Below are 16,331 nucleotides of genomic sequence, written 5' to 3'. Positions count from 1 at the left end.
CTTATGGAAGAAGAGTTAAAATTAGATCAGGCAGTGCCAACGCTGACATTTGAACCATTTACAGAGACAAAAAAAGAAGCGCCGGCGCCACAGCAGGAAATGCCAAAGCCAGAGCCAATTTACGAAGAAGAAGCATTGTTAAGCGAGCAGGAAAAAAAGCAGGTAGAGGCATTTGCAGAGAAAATAGATTTGAATAATTCAACACTTGTACTTCAGTACGGTGCAGGTGCACAAAAAAAGATCGCAGATTTTTCTGACAAAACGCTTGAGAATGTCCGTTCAAAGGATCTTGGCGAGACAGGAACCATGCTGGCAAGCTTAGTAAGCGAGTTAAAGCAGACAGGAGAGCCAGAGGAAGAAAAAGGCTTTTTTGCAAGTTTTTTCAAGAAATCAACTGGAAAGTTAGAGGCGCTTAAGGCACGCTACGAGAAGGCAGAGGGAAAGGTTGATGAGATTGTTGATATCCTCACAAAGCATCAGGTACAGCTTATTCAGGATGCCGCAATGCTTGATCAGATGTATCAGCTAAACCAGACCTACTTCAAGGAGCTTTCAATGTACATCCTTGCTGGAAAAAAGAAGGTCGATAAGGCAAGACAGACAGAGTTAGAGACTCTGCGCCAAAAAGCCATTGCAAGCGGCACACAGGAGGATGCACAGGCAGTAAGCGACTATTCATCTATGATCGAGCGTTTTGAAAAGAAAGTTCATGATCTTGAGCTGACTCGCATGGTTGCACTGCAGATGGCACCTCAGATTCGTATGGTTCAAAGCAACGACACCGTCATGGCGGAAAAGATTCAGTCCACTATTGTAAATACAATCCCACTCTGGAAAAATCAGATGGTCATTGCAATGGGAGAGAATCATTCCGCACAGGCGGCAAAGGCGCAAAAGGAAGTAACGGATATGACAAATCAGCTGCTGCTTTCTAATGCGCAAAAGCTAAAGCAGACAACTGTTGATATCCGAAGAGAATCAGAGCGCGGCATCGTCGATATCGAGACGCTTAGACAGACAAATGGCATCTTAATCGACACGATGAACGAGATCTTAAAGATTCAGCAGGAAGGCCGTGAACAGCGCAGACAGGCACAGGCACAGCTTGCACAGATGGAGCAGCAGATGAAAGAAAAACTGCTAGAGATCAGTAAGTAACTGACTTTTTAAGTGCGCGTGTAATTGCATCAATAAGAAGCGAAGCCGTGTACTGTGAGGAGTCAGAGTAGGTTACGCCCTGCAAGCTCTGCGAAGAAAGAATCTGTGATTCCAGACTTTGCAGTACGGAAGGGACGAGCGGATACAGCGTGGCAACTGATTGAGCAAGGTTGTGGGCACGAATCGAATTAATGTGATTTTTGTCCACACACACGACAATATCAACTGTATCACCGCCCAGAACAACAGATGCAGCGTATCTTCCCGGTATGTAAGAACCAGAAAGTGTGAAGCTTTCTGTATCCGAAAAAGACTGACTTGATACTATTGCAGAAGAAGCAGATTCAGTCACGTCTTTCGGAAAAGAGCGGCTCTGGTTTTTATCCAGATGCAGGGCGCTTGCGAGCAAAACAGCAAGAAGAATAACAATTACAATGATCACGGCAGTCCAGATTAAATTTCTGGATTTAAGGACAAAGATTTTTGTCTTAGAACTCATGGAAGGCTCCTGAAACTGATTGTTACAATTTATGAGGCCATTGACTGGTTTATACATGAATACATCAGCAAACAGGAGTTCGAAATAGAGAAATGCAAAATCAGACAGGAGTAGAAAACTATGAAAATAGCTATTGTTACAGACAGTAACAGCGGAATTACACAAAAACAGGCACAGGAGTTAGGCGTATTTGTACTTGCAATGCCATTTCAGATTGATGGTGAGACTTATTATGAGGACATTACGCTGACACAGGAAGAATTTTACAAGAAACTGCGTGAGGGCGGAAATATTTCTACCTCTCAGCCATCACCAGGCAGTGTAACAGATCTGTGGGATAAAATTTTGCAGGAATATGACCAGATCGTTCATATTCCGATGTCAAGTGGACTTTCCGGCTCCTGCCAGACTGCAATTATGCTGGCTCAGGAAGAAGAGTATGATGGAAAGGTCTATGTAGTCAACAATCAGCGTATCTCCGTTACGCAGCGTCAGTCAGTTATTGATGCAAAGGGTATGGCAGAGGCAGGATATGATGCAGCGGCAATTCAGAAACGCTTAGAGGAGACAAAATTTGACTCAACAATCTACATCACGCTTGATACGCTGCATTATCTTAAAAAAGGCGGAAGAATTACACCGGCAGCGGCAGCATTAGGAACAATTCTTCGCTTAAAGCCAGTTTTACAGATTCAGGGTGAAAAGCTTGATGCCTACTCAAAGGCACGTACCTACAAGATTGCAAAGAACACTATGCTCGATGCCATTGCAAAGGATATTGAGGAGCGCTTCGATGGAAAGTCATCACCAGAAGATATATATATCGCCATAGCTCATACTGATAATTTAGCAGCAGCAGAGGAATTTCGTGATGAAGTAAAGGCAATCTACCCAGAACATGATATCTACATCGACCATCTGTCCTTAAGCGTAGCATGCCATATCGGACCAGGAGCACTTGCTATCACAGCAACAAAAGTATTAAAATACTGATAAGCAATCTGGTACCACGATATCTTAAAACGCAGTAAAAAACTCAGGAACAGATCATCTTGTGATCACTCCTGAGTTTTTTGTAAAACTTATAACAAAACTTATAACAAGACTTATAATGGCAGCATTATCGGTTTTCTGTCATGAAATACTGTGTAGTAGCGGATACCGCATGATTCTAGAATAGCAGGAACCTTATCAAAAGCATATGCCGTGTGTTCAGGCTTGTGACCGTCAGAGCCGATAGTAAGAATCTCACCGCCAAGCTCATGATAGCGCTTTAAAACATAATTTTCTGGATTTGGAACGCCAAGTCCGTATTTAAAGCCAGCCGTATTGCATTCAATTCCCTTTCCATTTTGAATCAAAAGCTTCAAAATCTCATCAATGATATCCTTATAATCAAGAATCGAATAATTCTCACGCTGATTAGGCGCATAGCGCACAATATAATCAATATGACCATACACATCAAAACAGTCAAGCTTGCGGATATTGGCAAGAGTAGTCTCATAATATTCCATAATGCCCTGCTGCTTTGACTTGCCCTCCCAGTACTGCGGATAATAAGGGTCAAGTCCATTCACTACATGAGTAGAACCAATAATAAAATCCCATGCACAAACCTCAGCAAAATCCTCAATACTGTGGTGATAATCAGTGCGAAGGCCAAGCTCCACGCCAATTGAGATACGGGCACGGTCAGAATACTCAGGAATCAGGCCAAGAATCGCCTCATAATAGGCAAAAGGATTAATACGAAACGGACGAGACTCAATATTTGTATTTGTACTTTCAGATGTATTCACATCAGCCTTCTCCATCGCAGTGTAGCCAATATCGTGATGGTCAGTAATGCAAATCTCAGTAATCCCCTTATTAATAAGCGCTTCAATTTGCTCCCTGGCAGGCGTATCCGAGTCAGTAGAAAAAGATGTATGAACATGAAAATCAGATTTTATCATAATAAATGCTCCTTCTTGTATTTCAGTTTAAGTTTTAATATCTTAAGTCTTACTAAAAAGAATACGCTGTCTTTCAATAAAAGTCAATCCCGATAAAGAACAGTAAAGTAAAACAGCTTCAAAGCAGCTACAGTTTACAGCCCTAAGGTGAATGGCTTTCACGAGCCGGACACTTGGAGCAGGTCTTTCAAAACAATGTACAATAAAAAAGAACATAGAAGGAGCCTGCGGAGTTTGGTCCGGCGACGAAACCATTACACCGCAGGGCTTTCATAAACCTACCGGGCAACACTTAGAAGCCCAAAACCAACTAATTTAAAAAAAAACAAGAAAAAGAAAGAAAAACACTTGATATATTTGTCGGGATAAGGTAAAATATCAGTAATTGATTATATTTTAACAAAGCAATTATGTGATAATATAATCTAATAAATTTCTTTAGGAGGAATTAAAAATCATGGCAGTAAAAGTTGCAATTAATGGTTTTGGCCGTATTGGCCGTCTTGCTTTCAGACAGATGTTCAACGCTGAAGGTTATGAGGTAGTAGCAATCAACGATTTAACAAGCCCGGCTATGCTGGCTCACCTGTTAAAGTATGATACAGCACAGGGAAAGTATCAGTACGCTGATTCTGTAGTAGCAGGAGATGATTACATCGAAGTTTGCGGAAAGAAGATCACTATCTATAAGATGGCAAACGCAGCTGAGCTTCCGTGGGGAGAGATCGGTGTAGATGTAGTTCTTGAGTGTACTGGATTCTATACTTCCAAGGCTAAGGCACAGGCTCATATCGACGCTGGTGCAAAGAAGGTTGTTATCTCCGCTCCGGCTGGAAACGATCTGAAGACTATCGTTTACTCTGTAAATGAGAAGACTCTGACCGCTGAGGATAACATCATCTCCGCAGCTTCCTGTACAACAAACTGCTTAGCACCAATGGCTAAGGCTCTGAACGATTACGCTCCAATCCAGAGCGGTATCATGTCCACCATCCATGCTTACACCGGAGATCAGATGATCCTCGATGGACCGCACAGAAAGGGTGACTTAAGAAGAGCACGTGCTGGTGCAGCTAACATCGTTCCAAACTCTACTGGTGCAGCTAAGGCAATCGGCCTGGTTATCCCAGAGTTAAACGGCAAGCTGATCGGTTCCGCACAGCGTGTTCCGGTTCCGACAGGTTCCACCACTATCCTTGTTGCAGTTGTTAAGGGCAGCGACGTTACCGTTGAGGGTATCAACGCAGCTATGAAGGCAGCAGCTTCCGAGTCCTTCGGTTACAACACTGATCCGATCGTATCTTCCGACGTTATCGGTATGAGATTTGGTTCTCTGTTCGATGCTACCCAGACTATGGTTTCCAAGCTTGGTGATGATCTGTATCAGGTACAGGTTGTTTCTTGGTATGACAACGAGAACTCCTATACTAGCCAGATGGTTCGTACAATTAAGTACTTCGCTGAGTTAGCATAAGTTTCGCTTAAGCGCAAAGACCTACGGGGTCCGGTCTGAAAGGACCGGGCCTCTTTTTGATTCTTACAGTTCACATGTCACAGTAGGCTCGGATAAATCGCATGCTTGCATAGCGATTTGACGAGTCAATGTGACGATGGGGACGCCCGTTCATGAGTAAAGAGGAGCTGTGAAACAGCGAACGCCCGTAAGGGCGCTTTACGAATGGGCGTCTGTAAACTGTATAAAAGTAATAATCAGAAGGGAGAAAATTCCATGTTAAAGAAGACTGTTGACGATCTTAAGAACCTGCAGGGAAGAAGAGTTCTTGTTCGTTGTGATTTCAATGTACCGTTAAAGGACGGCAAGATTACTGATGATACCCGTATTAAGGCTGCACTGCCGACCATCCAGAAGCTGATCGACGGCGGCGCAAAGGTAATCCTTTGCTCTCACTTAGGCAAGGTAAAGAATGGCCCGAATGAGAAGGAGTCCTTAGCTCCAGTAGCAGAGAGACTGTCCGAGAAGTTAGGAAAGCCGGTTGTATTCGTATCCGATTACCACGTAACTGGCGAGGCTGCAACAAAGGCTGTAGCTGAAATGAAGGACGGAGATGTAGTTCTTCTTCAGAATACTCGTTTCCGCGGTGCTGAGGAGACAAAGAACGGTGAGGAGTTCTCCAAAGAGTTAGCAGATTTAGCAGACGATTATGTATGTGACGCATTTGGTTCCGCACACAGAGCACACGCATCTGTAGCAGGCGTTACCAAGTTCATCAGCGCTAAGGGCGGCACAAACGCAGTTGGTTATCTGATGGAGAAGGAAATCGCATTCTTAGGAAATGCTGTAGAGAATCCGGTTCGTCCGTTTGTAGCAATCCTTGGTGGAGCAAAGGTAGCAGATAAGTTAAACGTTATCTCCAACCTGCTTGAGAAGTGCGATACCTTAATCATCGGTGGTGGTATGGCATTCACCTTCTTAAAGGCTCAGGGCAAGGAAATTGGTAAGTCCTTAGTAGACGATACCAAGCTTGAGTACTGCAAGGAGATGATGGAGAAGGCAGAGAAGCTTGGCAAGAAGCTGCTTCTTCCGGTAGACAGCACTGTAGCTGACAACTTCCCGGATCCAATCGATGGACCAATCGATGTAACTGTAGTACCGTCTGATCAGATTCCGGCTGACAAGGAAGGTCTTGATATCGGAACTAAGACAGCAGAGCTTTACGCAGAGGCTGTTAAGTCCGCAAAGACTGTTGTTTGGAACGGACCGATGGGCGTATTCGAGAACCCGACTCTTGCAAAGGGTACCATTGCAGTAGCAAAGGCTCTGGCAGAGACAGATGCAATCACCATCATCGGCGGCGGAGATTCCGCAGCAGCAGTAAATCAGTTAGGATTTGCTGATAAGATGAGCCACATTTCTACCGGCGGCGGCGCTTCCCTTGAGTACCTTGAGGGTAAGGAGCTTCCAGGCGTAGCAGCAGCTGACGATAAGGATTGATAAGCTTAAGAAAATCAAAGAAAAGAAATGTGAGGAACAAAAAAATGGCAAGAAAGAAGATTATTGCCGGCAACTGGAAGATGAACATGACACCTTCTCAGGCAGTAGAGCTGGTAAACACATTAAAGCCTTTAGTAGTAAATGACGAAGTAGATGTTGTATTTTGCGTACCGGCTATCGATTTAGTACCGGTTATGGAAGCAACAAAGGGAACCAACATTCAGGTTGGTGCTGAGAACATGTACTTTGAGGATAAGGGTGCATACACAGGAGAGATCGCTCCGGCTATGCTTACCGATATCGGTGTAAAGTATGTCATCATCGGACATTCCGAGAGAAGAGAGTACTTTGCAGAGACAGATGAGACTGTAAACAAGAAGGTTTTAAAGGCTTTCGAGTACGGTCTTACACCAATCATCTGCTGTGGAGAGACTCTGACTCAGAGAGAGCAGGGTATCACCCTCGACTGGATCCGTCAGCAGATCAAGATCGCTTTCCAGAACGTAACTGCAGAGCAGGCAGCAAGCGCAGTAATCGCTTACGAGCCAATCTGGGCAATCGGAACTGGTAAGGTTGCAACAACCGAGCAGGCACAGGAAGTTTGCGGCGCAATCCGCGCATGCATCGCAGAGGTGTATGACGAGGCAACTGCAGCAGCAATCCGTATCCAGTACGGCGGCAGCGTAAGTGCAGCAAGCGCACCAGAGCTGTTCGCACAGCCGGATATCGATGGCGGTCTTGTAGGCGGCGCATCCTTAAAGCCGGATTTTGGAAAGATTGTAAATTACAACAAGTAATTAATAAGTAAATATTTCCGGCTCTGGCTCTGCTTTTTGTAAGGCAGAGCCAGCGCTTTCTAAGGCTTTTTTGAAAATTGCAAAAGCTTTTTGAAAGCGAATGCCGGCACGAAAGGAATATTATGAGCAAGAAGAAACCAACCGTATTAATGATTCTTGACGGCTATGGCCTGAATGACAAAGTAGAAGGCAATGCTGTAAAGCAGGCAAATACACCTGTCATGGACGATCTGATGGCAAACTGCCCATTCGTAGAGGGACAGGCAAGCGGAATGGCAGTAGGTCTTCCGGAAGGCCAGATGGGTAACTCCGAGGTAGGTCATTTAAATATGGGTGCAGGCCGCATCGTATATCAGGAGCTGACCCGCATCACAAAGTCCATTCAGGACGGCGATTTCTTTGAAAACGAGGCATTCCTCGCAGCGGCAAAGAACTGCAAGGAGAATGGTTCCGCACTTCATCTGATGGGTCTTGTATCAGATGGTGGTGTTCACAGCCACATCAACCACATCTATGGTCTGCTTGAGTTTGCAAAGCGTCAGGGCTTAGACAAGGTATTTATTCATTGCTTCTTAGACGGCCGTGACACACCGCCGGCATCAGGCAAGGAATATGTAACTGCACTTATGGACAAGTGCGAAGAGCTTGGTGTAGGTCAGGTAGCATCCGTTATGGGTCGTTATTACGCAATGGATAGAGATAACCGTTGGGATCGTGTCGAGAAGGCTTACCGTGCACTTCGTTTCGGCGAGGGCAAGCAGGCAAAGTGCGGCGCATGCGCAATTCAGGCATCCTACGATGAGGGTGTTACAGACGAGTTCGTTGTACCGACAGTAGTAGCAAAGGACGGCGAGGCAGTAGGCAAGATTCAGGATAAGGATTCCGTAATCTTCTTCAACTTCCGCCCAGACCGTGCAAGAGAGATGACACACGTATTCTGCGACAACGAGTTTACTGGATTTAATCGCGGAGACGCAAGACCAGACGTAACCTACGTTTGCTTCACCGATTACGATACAACAATCCCGAACAAGCTTGTAGCATTCAATAAGGAAGAAATCACCCATACCTTCGGTGAGTTTTTAGCAGAGAATGGCTTAAAGCAGGCAAGAATCGCAGAGACTGAGAAGTATGCACACGTTACCTTCTTCTTCAATGGCGGTGTAGAGCAGCCAAACGAAGGCGAGGATCGTATCCTTGTAAAGTCCCCGAAGGTTGCAACATACGATTTACAGCCAGAGATGAGCGCATATCAGGTATGCGATAAGCTTGTAGAGGCAATCAAGTCAGAGAAATATGACGTGATCATCATCAACTTCGCAAACCCGGATATGGTAGGTCATACTGGTGTACAGGCTGCAGCAATCAAGGCAGTAGAGACAGTAGACGAGTGCGTAGGAAAGGCAGTAGCAGCAATCAAGGAAGTAAACGGACAGCTCTTCATCTGTGCAGACCACGGAAACGCAGAGCAGTTAATCGACTATGAGACAGGCGAGCCATTCACCGCTCATACAACAAACCCAGTACCGTTCATCCTTGTAAATGCAGATCCAAAGTACACCTTACGCGAAGGCGGCTGCTTAGCAGATATCGCACCGACACTGATCGAGCTGATGGGAATGGAACAGCCAAAAGAAATGACAGGAAAGAGCCTGTTAATCAAGAAGTAATTTGTAATACAAAAAAGACCTCCCGAGGGAGGTCTTTTTTTAACATACACGAAGCAATTACGCCTTCTTCTTGAACAATGTCTGGCAACCTTCTTTTGCAAGAACGAGTGACAGAAGAACAAGTAAGCTTCCGATTATTGCACGGATCCAGCTCCACATATCGACTGCGTTTGTGACATTTGCGTAGATGGTCTGAAGAAGTGAGATTACTGTTACGATAAGCATAAATGCCATTGGGATGATGAGCATCTTATTGTTTTTGCCGACTTTACCAAGCCATGCAGCTACAGCTAACAGACCAAGTGCAGCAAGCAGCTGGTTGGATGCACCAAACAATGCCCAAATCTTTGCATAACCTGTCATACCAAGTGCAATGCCAAGAACTACTGTAATAATTGTAGCAAAATATGGATCTGTTAAAACTCTCTTAACGCCTGTAGCGTCCTTGTATGTCTCACCAGGTGCTAACCAGAACTCCTGGAACATATATCTTGCAAGACGAGTTGCAGTATCAAGTGAAGTCAGACAGAATGCAGAAACTGCAAGGATTAACAGTGAGTAGATTACACTCTCTGCACCAGCTAAAAATGGAATCTTTGCGCACATACGAGAGATACCAGTAGCAAATACAGCAGTAGGAGTTACGATTCCGCCTGGAACATACTCACTCCAGATATAGCCAACAGCACATACAGAGATGATTGCAAGTACACACTCAATTAACATGCCGCCGTATGCAATCGGAAGAGCATCCTTTTCCTTATCAAGCTGCTTAGAAGTAGTACCAGAAGCAACTAATGAATGGAAACCAGAGATTGCACCACATGCAATAGTAACAAACAATGCCGGGAACATAGTTCCAAGAGAAACACCAGAACCAACAGTACCCTTATCAACGAAGCTGGTAAAAGCCGGAATATCAATTGTCGGATGAGCACCGAAGATTCCAATAACAGCGACGATCATCATGCCATACAGTAAGAAAGAGCTTAAATAATCTCTTGGCTGAAGTAAAATCCATACAGGTGTAACAGATGCGATAGCAATATAGATACCAACAATGATCATCCATGTATCACCATTTAAGTAAAGCGGATGCCAGTTCAGACCAATTGCCATACAGGCAATAATAACAGCAACACCGATTACAGTAGCGATTGCGATATGTACATTTTTTCTGTAAACAAAGAAACCAAAAGCAATGGCAACTACGATAAACAGAATAGAAATCATAGCAGTAGAAGCATTTGCGGAGCTGGCTGCAACATCAACTGCACCATCAGCGGTGTATGTAGCTTTAAAAGTATTTGCAACGATAGAAGCAAATGCAGCTACAACAAGAATAAGTGTCAGGTAAGCAAATGTTAAGAAAAGTCTCTTTGCACGCTTGCCAATAGAAGTTTCGATGATCTCACCGATTGACTGACCCTTATTTCTTAATGATGCAAATAATGCACCAAAGTCATGAGTAGCACCGAAGAAGATACCGCCGATCAAAACCCACAGCATAACAGGAATCCAGCCAAAAACAGCGGCCTGAATAGGTCCGTTTATAGGTCCTGCACCAGCGATAGATGAAAAGTGATGTCCCATAAGGACAGGAGCCTTAGCCGGAACATAATCCTGACCATCCTCCATTGTGTGAGCAGGAGTCTCTTCCTTATTCTCACCAAGTCCCCACTGCTTTGCCAGCCATCCGCCATAGAAGATGTAACCAGCAACTAAAATGGCAACGCCTACTACGAGAAGTACAACTGCGTTCATTTGTGTTTCCTCCTTTTTTTCGTGACAGAGAGGAGGGTCTGCTTTAGCGGTCGTCCCGCCCAGTTTGTGTAAATCCTTTTCGAAGTACAGTCATATGCTGCGATACGGTAATCCATCCAACCATAAAGCGACATGCGATAGTCTCTGTGACAGCGTGTCTTTTTAATAAGCTTAGGCACTTCAGGGGCTATAGACTCTGCCAGAAAAACGACAGACACATAGGTGTACATGTGGTCCTTTTTCGGTTCCACACGTGACAAGCCTTCCTCAAGCAGTGCATCGTTGTAAGCGCGAAAAGTCTCCTCATCCAAATGGCCAGTTCGTATAAAGAAGACATATTCGTGAGCTTCAGCGGCCCACAGCTGAGCTTTTTTGACCAAGACATACTTTTCAGAAAAAGAATGAAAAGCAGCCTCAGCCGCAACTGAAAGATCCTTGTAAGAGGTATCACGGATGATATCAAAGTAGTCGCTGTAAGATAACAGCAGCCTCTCAAAAAATTCGTCTGAAGTCAATTCCATAATAACCTCCCAGCCTCTGTCAATGATAAATGTGATAAAGAAATTTTTATCCTGATAAGCGTATCACAAAAAAAATCAAACGACAAGGTACGAATTTAATCTAAACTTAACATATTTTATCCTTTTTTTATAAATAGCATAATTAAAATCATAATTTGTTGATTAAAAAAAGTAAGTATGGTATCCTTCTTCATGAAAAAAAGATATCCGGGGGAAAGAAAGTGATAACATGGCTGAAAAAACATCTTGCCTTTGACAAAAACAAAGACGCAGACATACAACTAAAAGAGAGCACGCGTGCTCTTAAAAATCCAGGCTGTGGCTGGTATCATATTTACACCTTTGATCTCTCAAAAGAAAACTTTCTTTATATAGATTGTGAGGAAGAAGAACTTGTTCTTCTTCTCATTGATATTCATGCGTTTCGTGGCTGTGAGCAAATTCCAAAAGAAGCACTTGAATATTTTTCTAGTATACTCACCTTCTTTGAAGAGCACGATAAAGGAATAATCCTTCGCATCGTCTACGATACAAAAGGACGAGGAATGGAAAACGAGCCATCATCAATTAAAATTGTCAAAAGTCACATGAAGCAGTTAGGAAGCATCATATGTGAGCATATGGGTGAAAAAAAGAGCCTGCATGGAAAGATTCTAGTTCATCAGGGACTTTTTGTCGGCAGCTGGGGCGAGATGCATGGCTCTAAATTTCTAAGTGAAGCACGAATGAAAGAACTATCTGATACATTTTTAGAGGCCACTAAAGGCAGTTGCCCTATCGCAGTCAGAAAGCCGGTACAATTAAGGCAGCTTAGCTGTAAAAAGACAGCATCTAGCCCTTTACAAAACGCATCTAATATAAACTTCACACTCTTTAATGACGCAATATTTGGCTCAGAGACAGATCTAGGCACATACGGCACAATACGCAAAAGTGCATTGTCTGAAAACAGCGAAAGAGAAAAGACATCTTGGGTGCGAGAAGACGAGCTTTCATGGCAGCAAAGCTTTATGCAGCAAAGCTTTTGCGGAGGAGAGGTGCTTGGCGTGATGAACACTGTATCAGAAAGCTTAGGCAATACAGATTACCCACAAAGGACACTTGACTGGCATCAGGTAGTGGCAGACCTTGCAAAGATGCATGTCAGCTACCTAAACAGTATCTATAGTAAAGAAGTACTAGACGACTGGAAGGCACAGCGCATTATGTGGAATGGCAAAGAGATAAGTGAATATGACTATATTGGACGTCATATGGGATACCGATTTACTGTTACACATGTTAAGATATCACGTGTCAGTCAAGAAAAGAAAAAACAGACACAAAGCGATACACAAAGCCAGATATCTAAAAGTATAATCACATTTACAATTAAAAATACCGGCTTCGCCAATCTGTGCGAAGAGGCAGTCTGCAGACTGATCCTTACAGAAAACAACGAAAACATCAAAGCCTTCGAAATAAAAAGTGATCCGCGCACATGGAACAGCGGCACAGATACTGTTATAGAAAGCCCCATTTTGCAAGAAGTATGGACGCAGCAATCACAGCAAACAAAATTATTTCTTCAGCTTATACGAAAAAGAGACGGCCGCATAATCGAATGGGCAAACGAAGAATATGATCATAAGGTAGGGGGAGTGATAGTGCAAGGCATGTAGCAATCTGGTATCAAATGGGTCAAAATACCTTTTGCCCCAACATCATGAATAAATACGATTGGCAAATAAAAGAAAATCTGCTATACTGGAAAAGCTTTCCGAATGCATACCATTCAAATATCTTGCAAAACAAGAAAGAATGCGTTATACTGAAAGCAGTTTTTAGGGGGGAAATAGTAACTAATAAAGTAAAATAAAAGGAATAGAGAATCTATGAGAGAAGAAAACTGGATGGATAGTAATAAGGCAAAGAAAAATCTGTTGATTTATGCTCATTACTATATCCCGGACGCTGCATCGACAGGGCAGATCCTTTGCGAATTGGCAGAGGGAATGCTAGATCGATTCAACATTACTGTTATTTGCGTTGTTCCATCATACCTTGGAACTATTGATGAACAATATAAGACAAAAAAGTACTATAGAGAAAATATAAACGGAGTAGAGGTTTTGCGAATTCGGGTTCCGGAATTTAGCAAAGCAAACAAGAAAAGCCGTATAAAGAATATTGTTTCATATTTCTTTGGTGCAATGGGAGCGACTTTTAAGGTAGGAAAGCAGGACTATGTATTTTCTATTTCACAGCCGCCAATCCTGGGAGGTTTGCTTGGCGTTTGGGGAAAATGGGTCAAGCATGCTAAGTTTATCTACAATATCCAGGACTTTAATCCAGAGCAGGTACTTGCAATCGGATATAGTAAGAGTAAGAAGATCACAGATCTGATGATGCATTTTGATAAGTTTAGCTGCAAAAAGAGTAATCTTGTCATTACCGTTGGAAGAGATCTTGTGCAGACACTTAAGAATCGTTTTGAAGGAAAAAAAGTACCGAATTTTGTTATGATCAACAACTGGATCAACGAAAAAGAAATTTATCCGTTGTCATCAGATGACGAAAATGTGATGCAGTTTAAAAAGAAGTATGGTTTAGAAGATAAATTTGTGATTATGTATTCCGGAAACATTGGATTATATTATGATTTGGAAAATTTGATCAAGGTATTAAAAAAGTTTCGCAAAGGATACAATAAAGAGGGCATATACGAGCCAGGACCAAAGACAAAGGATGGAAGAGAAGTTGTTTTTGCGTTTGTAGGAGCAGGTCCTGTTTTAGATAAACTAGTTAATTACAGCAAAAAACATTGCTTTGAAAATATTGTATTTATTCCATATCAGGAAAAATCACAGTTAAATTATAGCTTAAATGCAGGTGATGTACACTGGTGTGTGAATGCAAAGGGAATCAAGGGTGTTTCGTGTCCGTCCAAGGCATACGGAATTATGGCGGCAGGAAAAGCTATTCTAGGAGTTTTGGAAGACGGTTCAGAGATCAGAAGCTTAATTGAGGAGTGTGGCTGCGGAAAATGCTGTGAGCCAGGAGAATATGGAAAGATTGCAGCAGAAATCAGGTACTTTATCAGTAAAGCGGGCAGTCCTGAATTAGAAAAGATGGGCAGAAGCGGAAGAGAATATCTGGAAAAGAACCTGACAAAAGAAGTAAGTGTAAGGCGTTACGAAGAAGAGATTCTGAAACTGTGAGGGGGATGGAATGAACAGTAATTGGTTTAAACTGGTTATGAAAGCAACAGGCACAGAATACGGGCAAAACCTTTTGCTGAAAGGAGTTCCTGTTATTTTTAATAAAAAAGGAGCGAAGCTTAAGATTGGAAAGAATGTTACAATCAAAAGCAGCTTTTTAAGCAATTTGGTAGGATTATATAGCAGGACAATCATTGTAACACGCGCACCAGGCGCAGTAATTGAAATTGGAGACAATGTTGGAATTTCAGGAGCAACCATATATGCCAGAAAAGGTATCTCAATTGGTGAGAATACATGTATCGGGGGAAACTGTAAAATTTTAGATAACGACTTTCACCCGATTGAGGCAGAAGCACGAAATCAGCTGTTAAAAGACAGCAAAGGCGGAGATAGTGATCTTGTTCCTTCAAAATCCATTCAAATCGGCAAAAACTGCTTTATCGGATGTAACAGTATTATATTAAAGGGAACACAGCTAGGAGATGGATGTGTAGTAGGTGCAGGTGCAGTTGTATCTGGTAAATTTGAAGAAAATTGTGTCATTGCAGGAAATCCGGCAAAAGTGATCCGAAAACTGGAAAGAGGTGTTTAATTGAAAGTTCTTCAGATTAACATTTTTGGAAATTTAAGTACCGGAAGAATTGCGGTAGATATTTATAGAACATTAAAAGAATCAGGCCATGAGGGAAAAGTTGCCTTTGCACGTAATACCATAGCAGACGATGTACCCTATATCCGTATAGGAAATCAGCTTGATGTATATGTAGATGGAATTATGACAAGGCTTACAGATCGTGCCGGTTTTTTTTCAGCTAAGCCAACTAAAAAGCTGATTCAGGAAATCAAAGCATACGAGCCAGACATAATTCATCTGCATAACCTGCACGGATATTATATCCATGTAGGCGAATTGTTTGAGTTTTTGAAAGAATATAATAAACCTGTTGTGTGGACTCTGCACGATTGCTGGTCATATACAGGTCACTGTTGTTATTACAGTATGGCAAAATGTGACAGATGGAAAACAGGCTGTCATAATTGTCCGCAAAAATGGGCTTATCCAGGAAGCTTACTTTTAGATAATTCGCGCGGCAATTACAAAATAAAAAAGGAATTGTTTACCTCACTAGATAAACTTCATCTTGTAACAGTTTCTGATTGGCTGCAGGGAGAGGTTAAGAAGTCATTTTTAAAAGAGCTTCCATGTACAACAATCTATAATGGAATTGATCTGAATGTATTTAAGCCTACAAAGAGCAATATTAGAAAGCAGTATCAGATCGGAGACAGATATATTGTATTAGGCGTGGCAAGCACATGGGATGTTAGAAAGCGTCTAAAGGATTTTATCTCACTTTCCACTATGCTGGGAGATGAATATAAGGTTGTTGTAGTTGGCGTAAATGATAAGGAAAAAAAGCAGCTTCCTTCCAATATGATTGGAATTAGCAGAACAGACAGTGTGCAGGAGCTGGCTGGAATATATACGCAGGCAGATGTCTTCTTCAATGCGAGTGTAGAAGAGACATTTGGACTGCCTACAGTAGAGGCACTTGCCTGCGAGACGCCAGTAGTTGTATATGATGCCACCGCTGTGCCAGAGGTAGTTGATGATTCAGTCGGGTATGTTGTAAGAGAAGGCGATCTCAGGGCAGTCAAAGAAAAAATTAAAGAGATAGTTAAGAAACGGGCAATCGATAAAAAGGCATGTCGAAAAAAAGCGGAAGTCTACGAAAAAAATGCCCAATACAAAAACTATATCAGGCTATACGAAAGCTTATATCAAAAAGATTGAAAGTTGAGAGGCT

Annotated in this window: 14 protein-coding genes; 10 read left to right on the top strand and 4 right to left on the bottom strand. The window is 42.7% G+C overall.

The genetic code is table 11. The features are described 5' to 3' along the window. Positions 1 to 3 precede the first annotated feature (3 nt). Positions 4 to 1,158, top strand: a complete 1,155-nt coding sequence (locus WJP93_RS12465) for a toxic anion resistance protein (RefSeq protein ID WP_118615710.1) — start codon at positions 4 to 6, stop codon at positions 1,156 to 1,158. Here WJP93_RS12465 and WJP93_RS12460 read toward each other — a convergent pair. Next, on the bottom strand, positions 1,148 to 1,657 hold the full coding sequence (locus WJP93_RS12460; RefSeq protein WP_227101473.1) for a hypothetical protein: 510 nt from the start codon (positions 1,655 to 1,657) through the stop codon (positions 1,148 to 1,150). The genes WJP93_RS12465 and WJP93_RS12460 overlap by 11 nt on opposite strands. A gap of 120 nt (positions 1,658 to 1,777) precedes the next feature. On the opposite strand from WJP93_RS12460, the gene WJP93_RS12455 reads away from it, so the two are divergent. Further along, positions 1,778 to 2,650, top strand: a complete 873-nt coding sequence (locus tag WJP93_RS12455) for a DegV family protein (protein ID WP_227101474.1) — start codon at positions 1,778 to 1,780, stop codon at positions 2,648 to 2,650. A 113-nt stretch (positions 2,651 to 2,763) separates the two neighbouring features. Here WJP93_RS12455 and WJP93_RS12450 read toward each other — a convergent pair whose 3' ends face one another. Beyond that, complete coding sequence (locus WJP93_RS12450; protein WP_337548634.1) at positions 2,764 to 3,615, bottom strand: histidinol-phosphatase HisJ family protein; 852 nt, start codon at positions 3,613 to 3,615, stop codon at positions 2,764 to 2,766. Positions 3,616 to 4,072: 457 nt separating this feature from the next. On the opposite strand from WJP93_RS12450, the gene gap reads away from it, so the two are divergent. The 4 genes from gap to gpmI all read left to right on the top strand — a co-directional run bounded on the left by gap (position 4,073) and on the right by gpmI (position 9,035). Next, positions 4,073 to 5,089, top strand: a complete 1,017-nt coding sequence (gene gap / locus WJP93_RS12445) for a type I glyceraldehyde-3-phosphate dehydrogenase (protein WP_066559513.1) — start codon at positions 4,073 to 4,075, stop codon at positions 5,087 to 5,089. Positions 5,090 to 5,344: 255 nt separating this feature from the next. Further along, positions 5,345 to 6,568, top strand: a complete 1,224-nt coding sequence (locus WJP93_RS12440) for a phosphoglycerate kinase (protein WP_262538193.1) — start codon at positions 5,345 to 5,347, stop codon at positions 6,566 to 6,568. A 44-nt stretch (positions 6,569 to 6,612) separates the two neighbouring features. Further along, the gene (gene tpiA / locus WJP93_RS12435) at positions 6,613 to 7,365 is read left to right on the top strand and encodes a triose-phosphate isomerase (RefSeq protein WP_118615698.1); all 753 of its coding nucleotides are present in this window, start codon (positions 6,613 to 6,615) and stop codon (positions 7,363 to 7,365) included. 122 nt (positions 7,366 to 7,487) lie between these two features. After that, complete coding sequence (gene gpmI / locus WJP93_RS12430; protein ID WP_118615696.1) at positions 7,488 to 9,035, top strand: 2,3-bisphosphoglycerate-independent phosphoglycerate mutase; 1,548 nt, start codon at positions 7,488 to 7,490, stop codon at positions 9,033 to 9,035. Positions 9,036 to 9,092: 57 nt separating this feature from the next. On the opposite strand, the gene WJP93_RS12425 is transcribed toward gpmI, so the two are convergent. Both WJP93_RS12425 and WJP93_RS12420 read right to left on the bottom strand, forming a co-directional pair. Continuing rightward, complete coding sequence (locus WJP93_RS12425) at positions 9,093 to 10,799, bottom strand: carbon starvation protein A (RefSeq protein ID WP_337548633.1); 1,707 nt, start codon at positions 10,797 to 10,799, stop codon at positions 9,093 to 9,095. Beyond that, positions 10,796 to 11,320 (bottom strand): hypothetical protein, encoded by a 525-nt coding sequence (locus WJP93_RS12420; RefSeq protein WP_337548632.1) that lies wholly within the window; start codon positions 11,318 to 11,320, stop codon positions 10,796 to 10,798. Before WJP93_RS12420 ends, WJP93_RS12425 begins: the two co-directional genes overlap by 4 nt. Positions 11,321 to 11,541: 221 nt before the next feature. Here WJP93_RS12420 and WJP93_RS12415 point away from each other — a divergent pair, with 221 nt between their 5' ends. The 4 genes from WJP93_RS12415 (at position 11,542) to WJP93_RS12400 (ending at position 16,318) form a co-directional block, all read left to right on the top strand. Then, positions 11,542 to 12,981: a DUF4832 domain-containing protein gene (locus WJP93_RS12415; protein WP_337548631.1), complete on the top strand. Its 1,440-nt coding sequence runs from the start codon at positions 11,542 to 11,544 to the stop codon at positions 12,979 to 12,981. Between the two features lie 213 nt (positions 12,982 to 13,194). Continuing rightward, positions 13,195 to 14,520 carry a glycosyltransferase family 4 protein gene (locus WJP93_RS12410; protein WP_337548630.1) on the top strand — a complete coding sequence of 442 codons (1,326 nt, stop codon included), beginning with the start codon at positions 13,195 to 13,197 and terminating at the stop codon, positions 14,518 to 14,520. A 10-nt stretch (positions 14,521 to 14,530) separates the two neighbouring features. Next, positions 14,531 to 15,115: an acyltransferase gene (locus tag WJP93_RS12405; RefSeq protein ID WP_337548629.1), complete on the top strand. Its 585-nt coding sequence runs from the start codon at positions 14,531 to 14,533 to the stop codon at positions 15,113 to 15,115. Further along, positions 15,116 to 16,318: a glycosyltransferase gene (locus tag WJP93_RS12400; RefSeq protein ID WP_337548628.1), complete on the top strand. Its 1,203-nt coding sequence runs from the start codon at positions 15,116 to 15,118 to the stop codon at positions 16,316 to 16,318. It abuts the gene before it with no gap. Positions 16,319 to 16,331 lie beyond the last annotated feature (13 nt).

This window comes from Anthropogastromicrobium sp., assembly GCF_037349415.1.
Lineage (GTDB): Bacteria > Bacillota > Clostridia > Lachnospirales > Lachnospiraceae > Anthropogastromicrobium > Anthropogastromicrobium aceti.
Note: the sequence above shows the minus strand (reverse complement) of the source record. Positions and strands in the feature narration are given on the sequence as shown.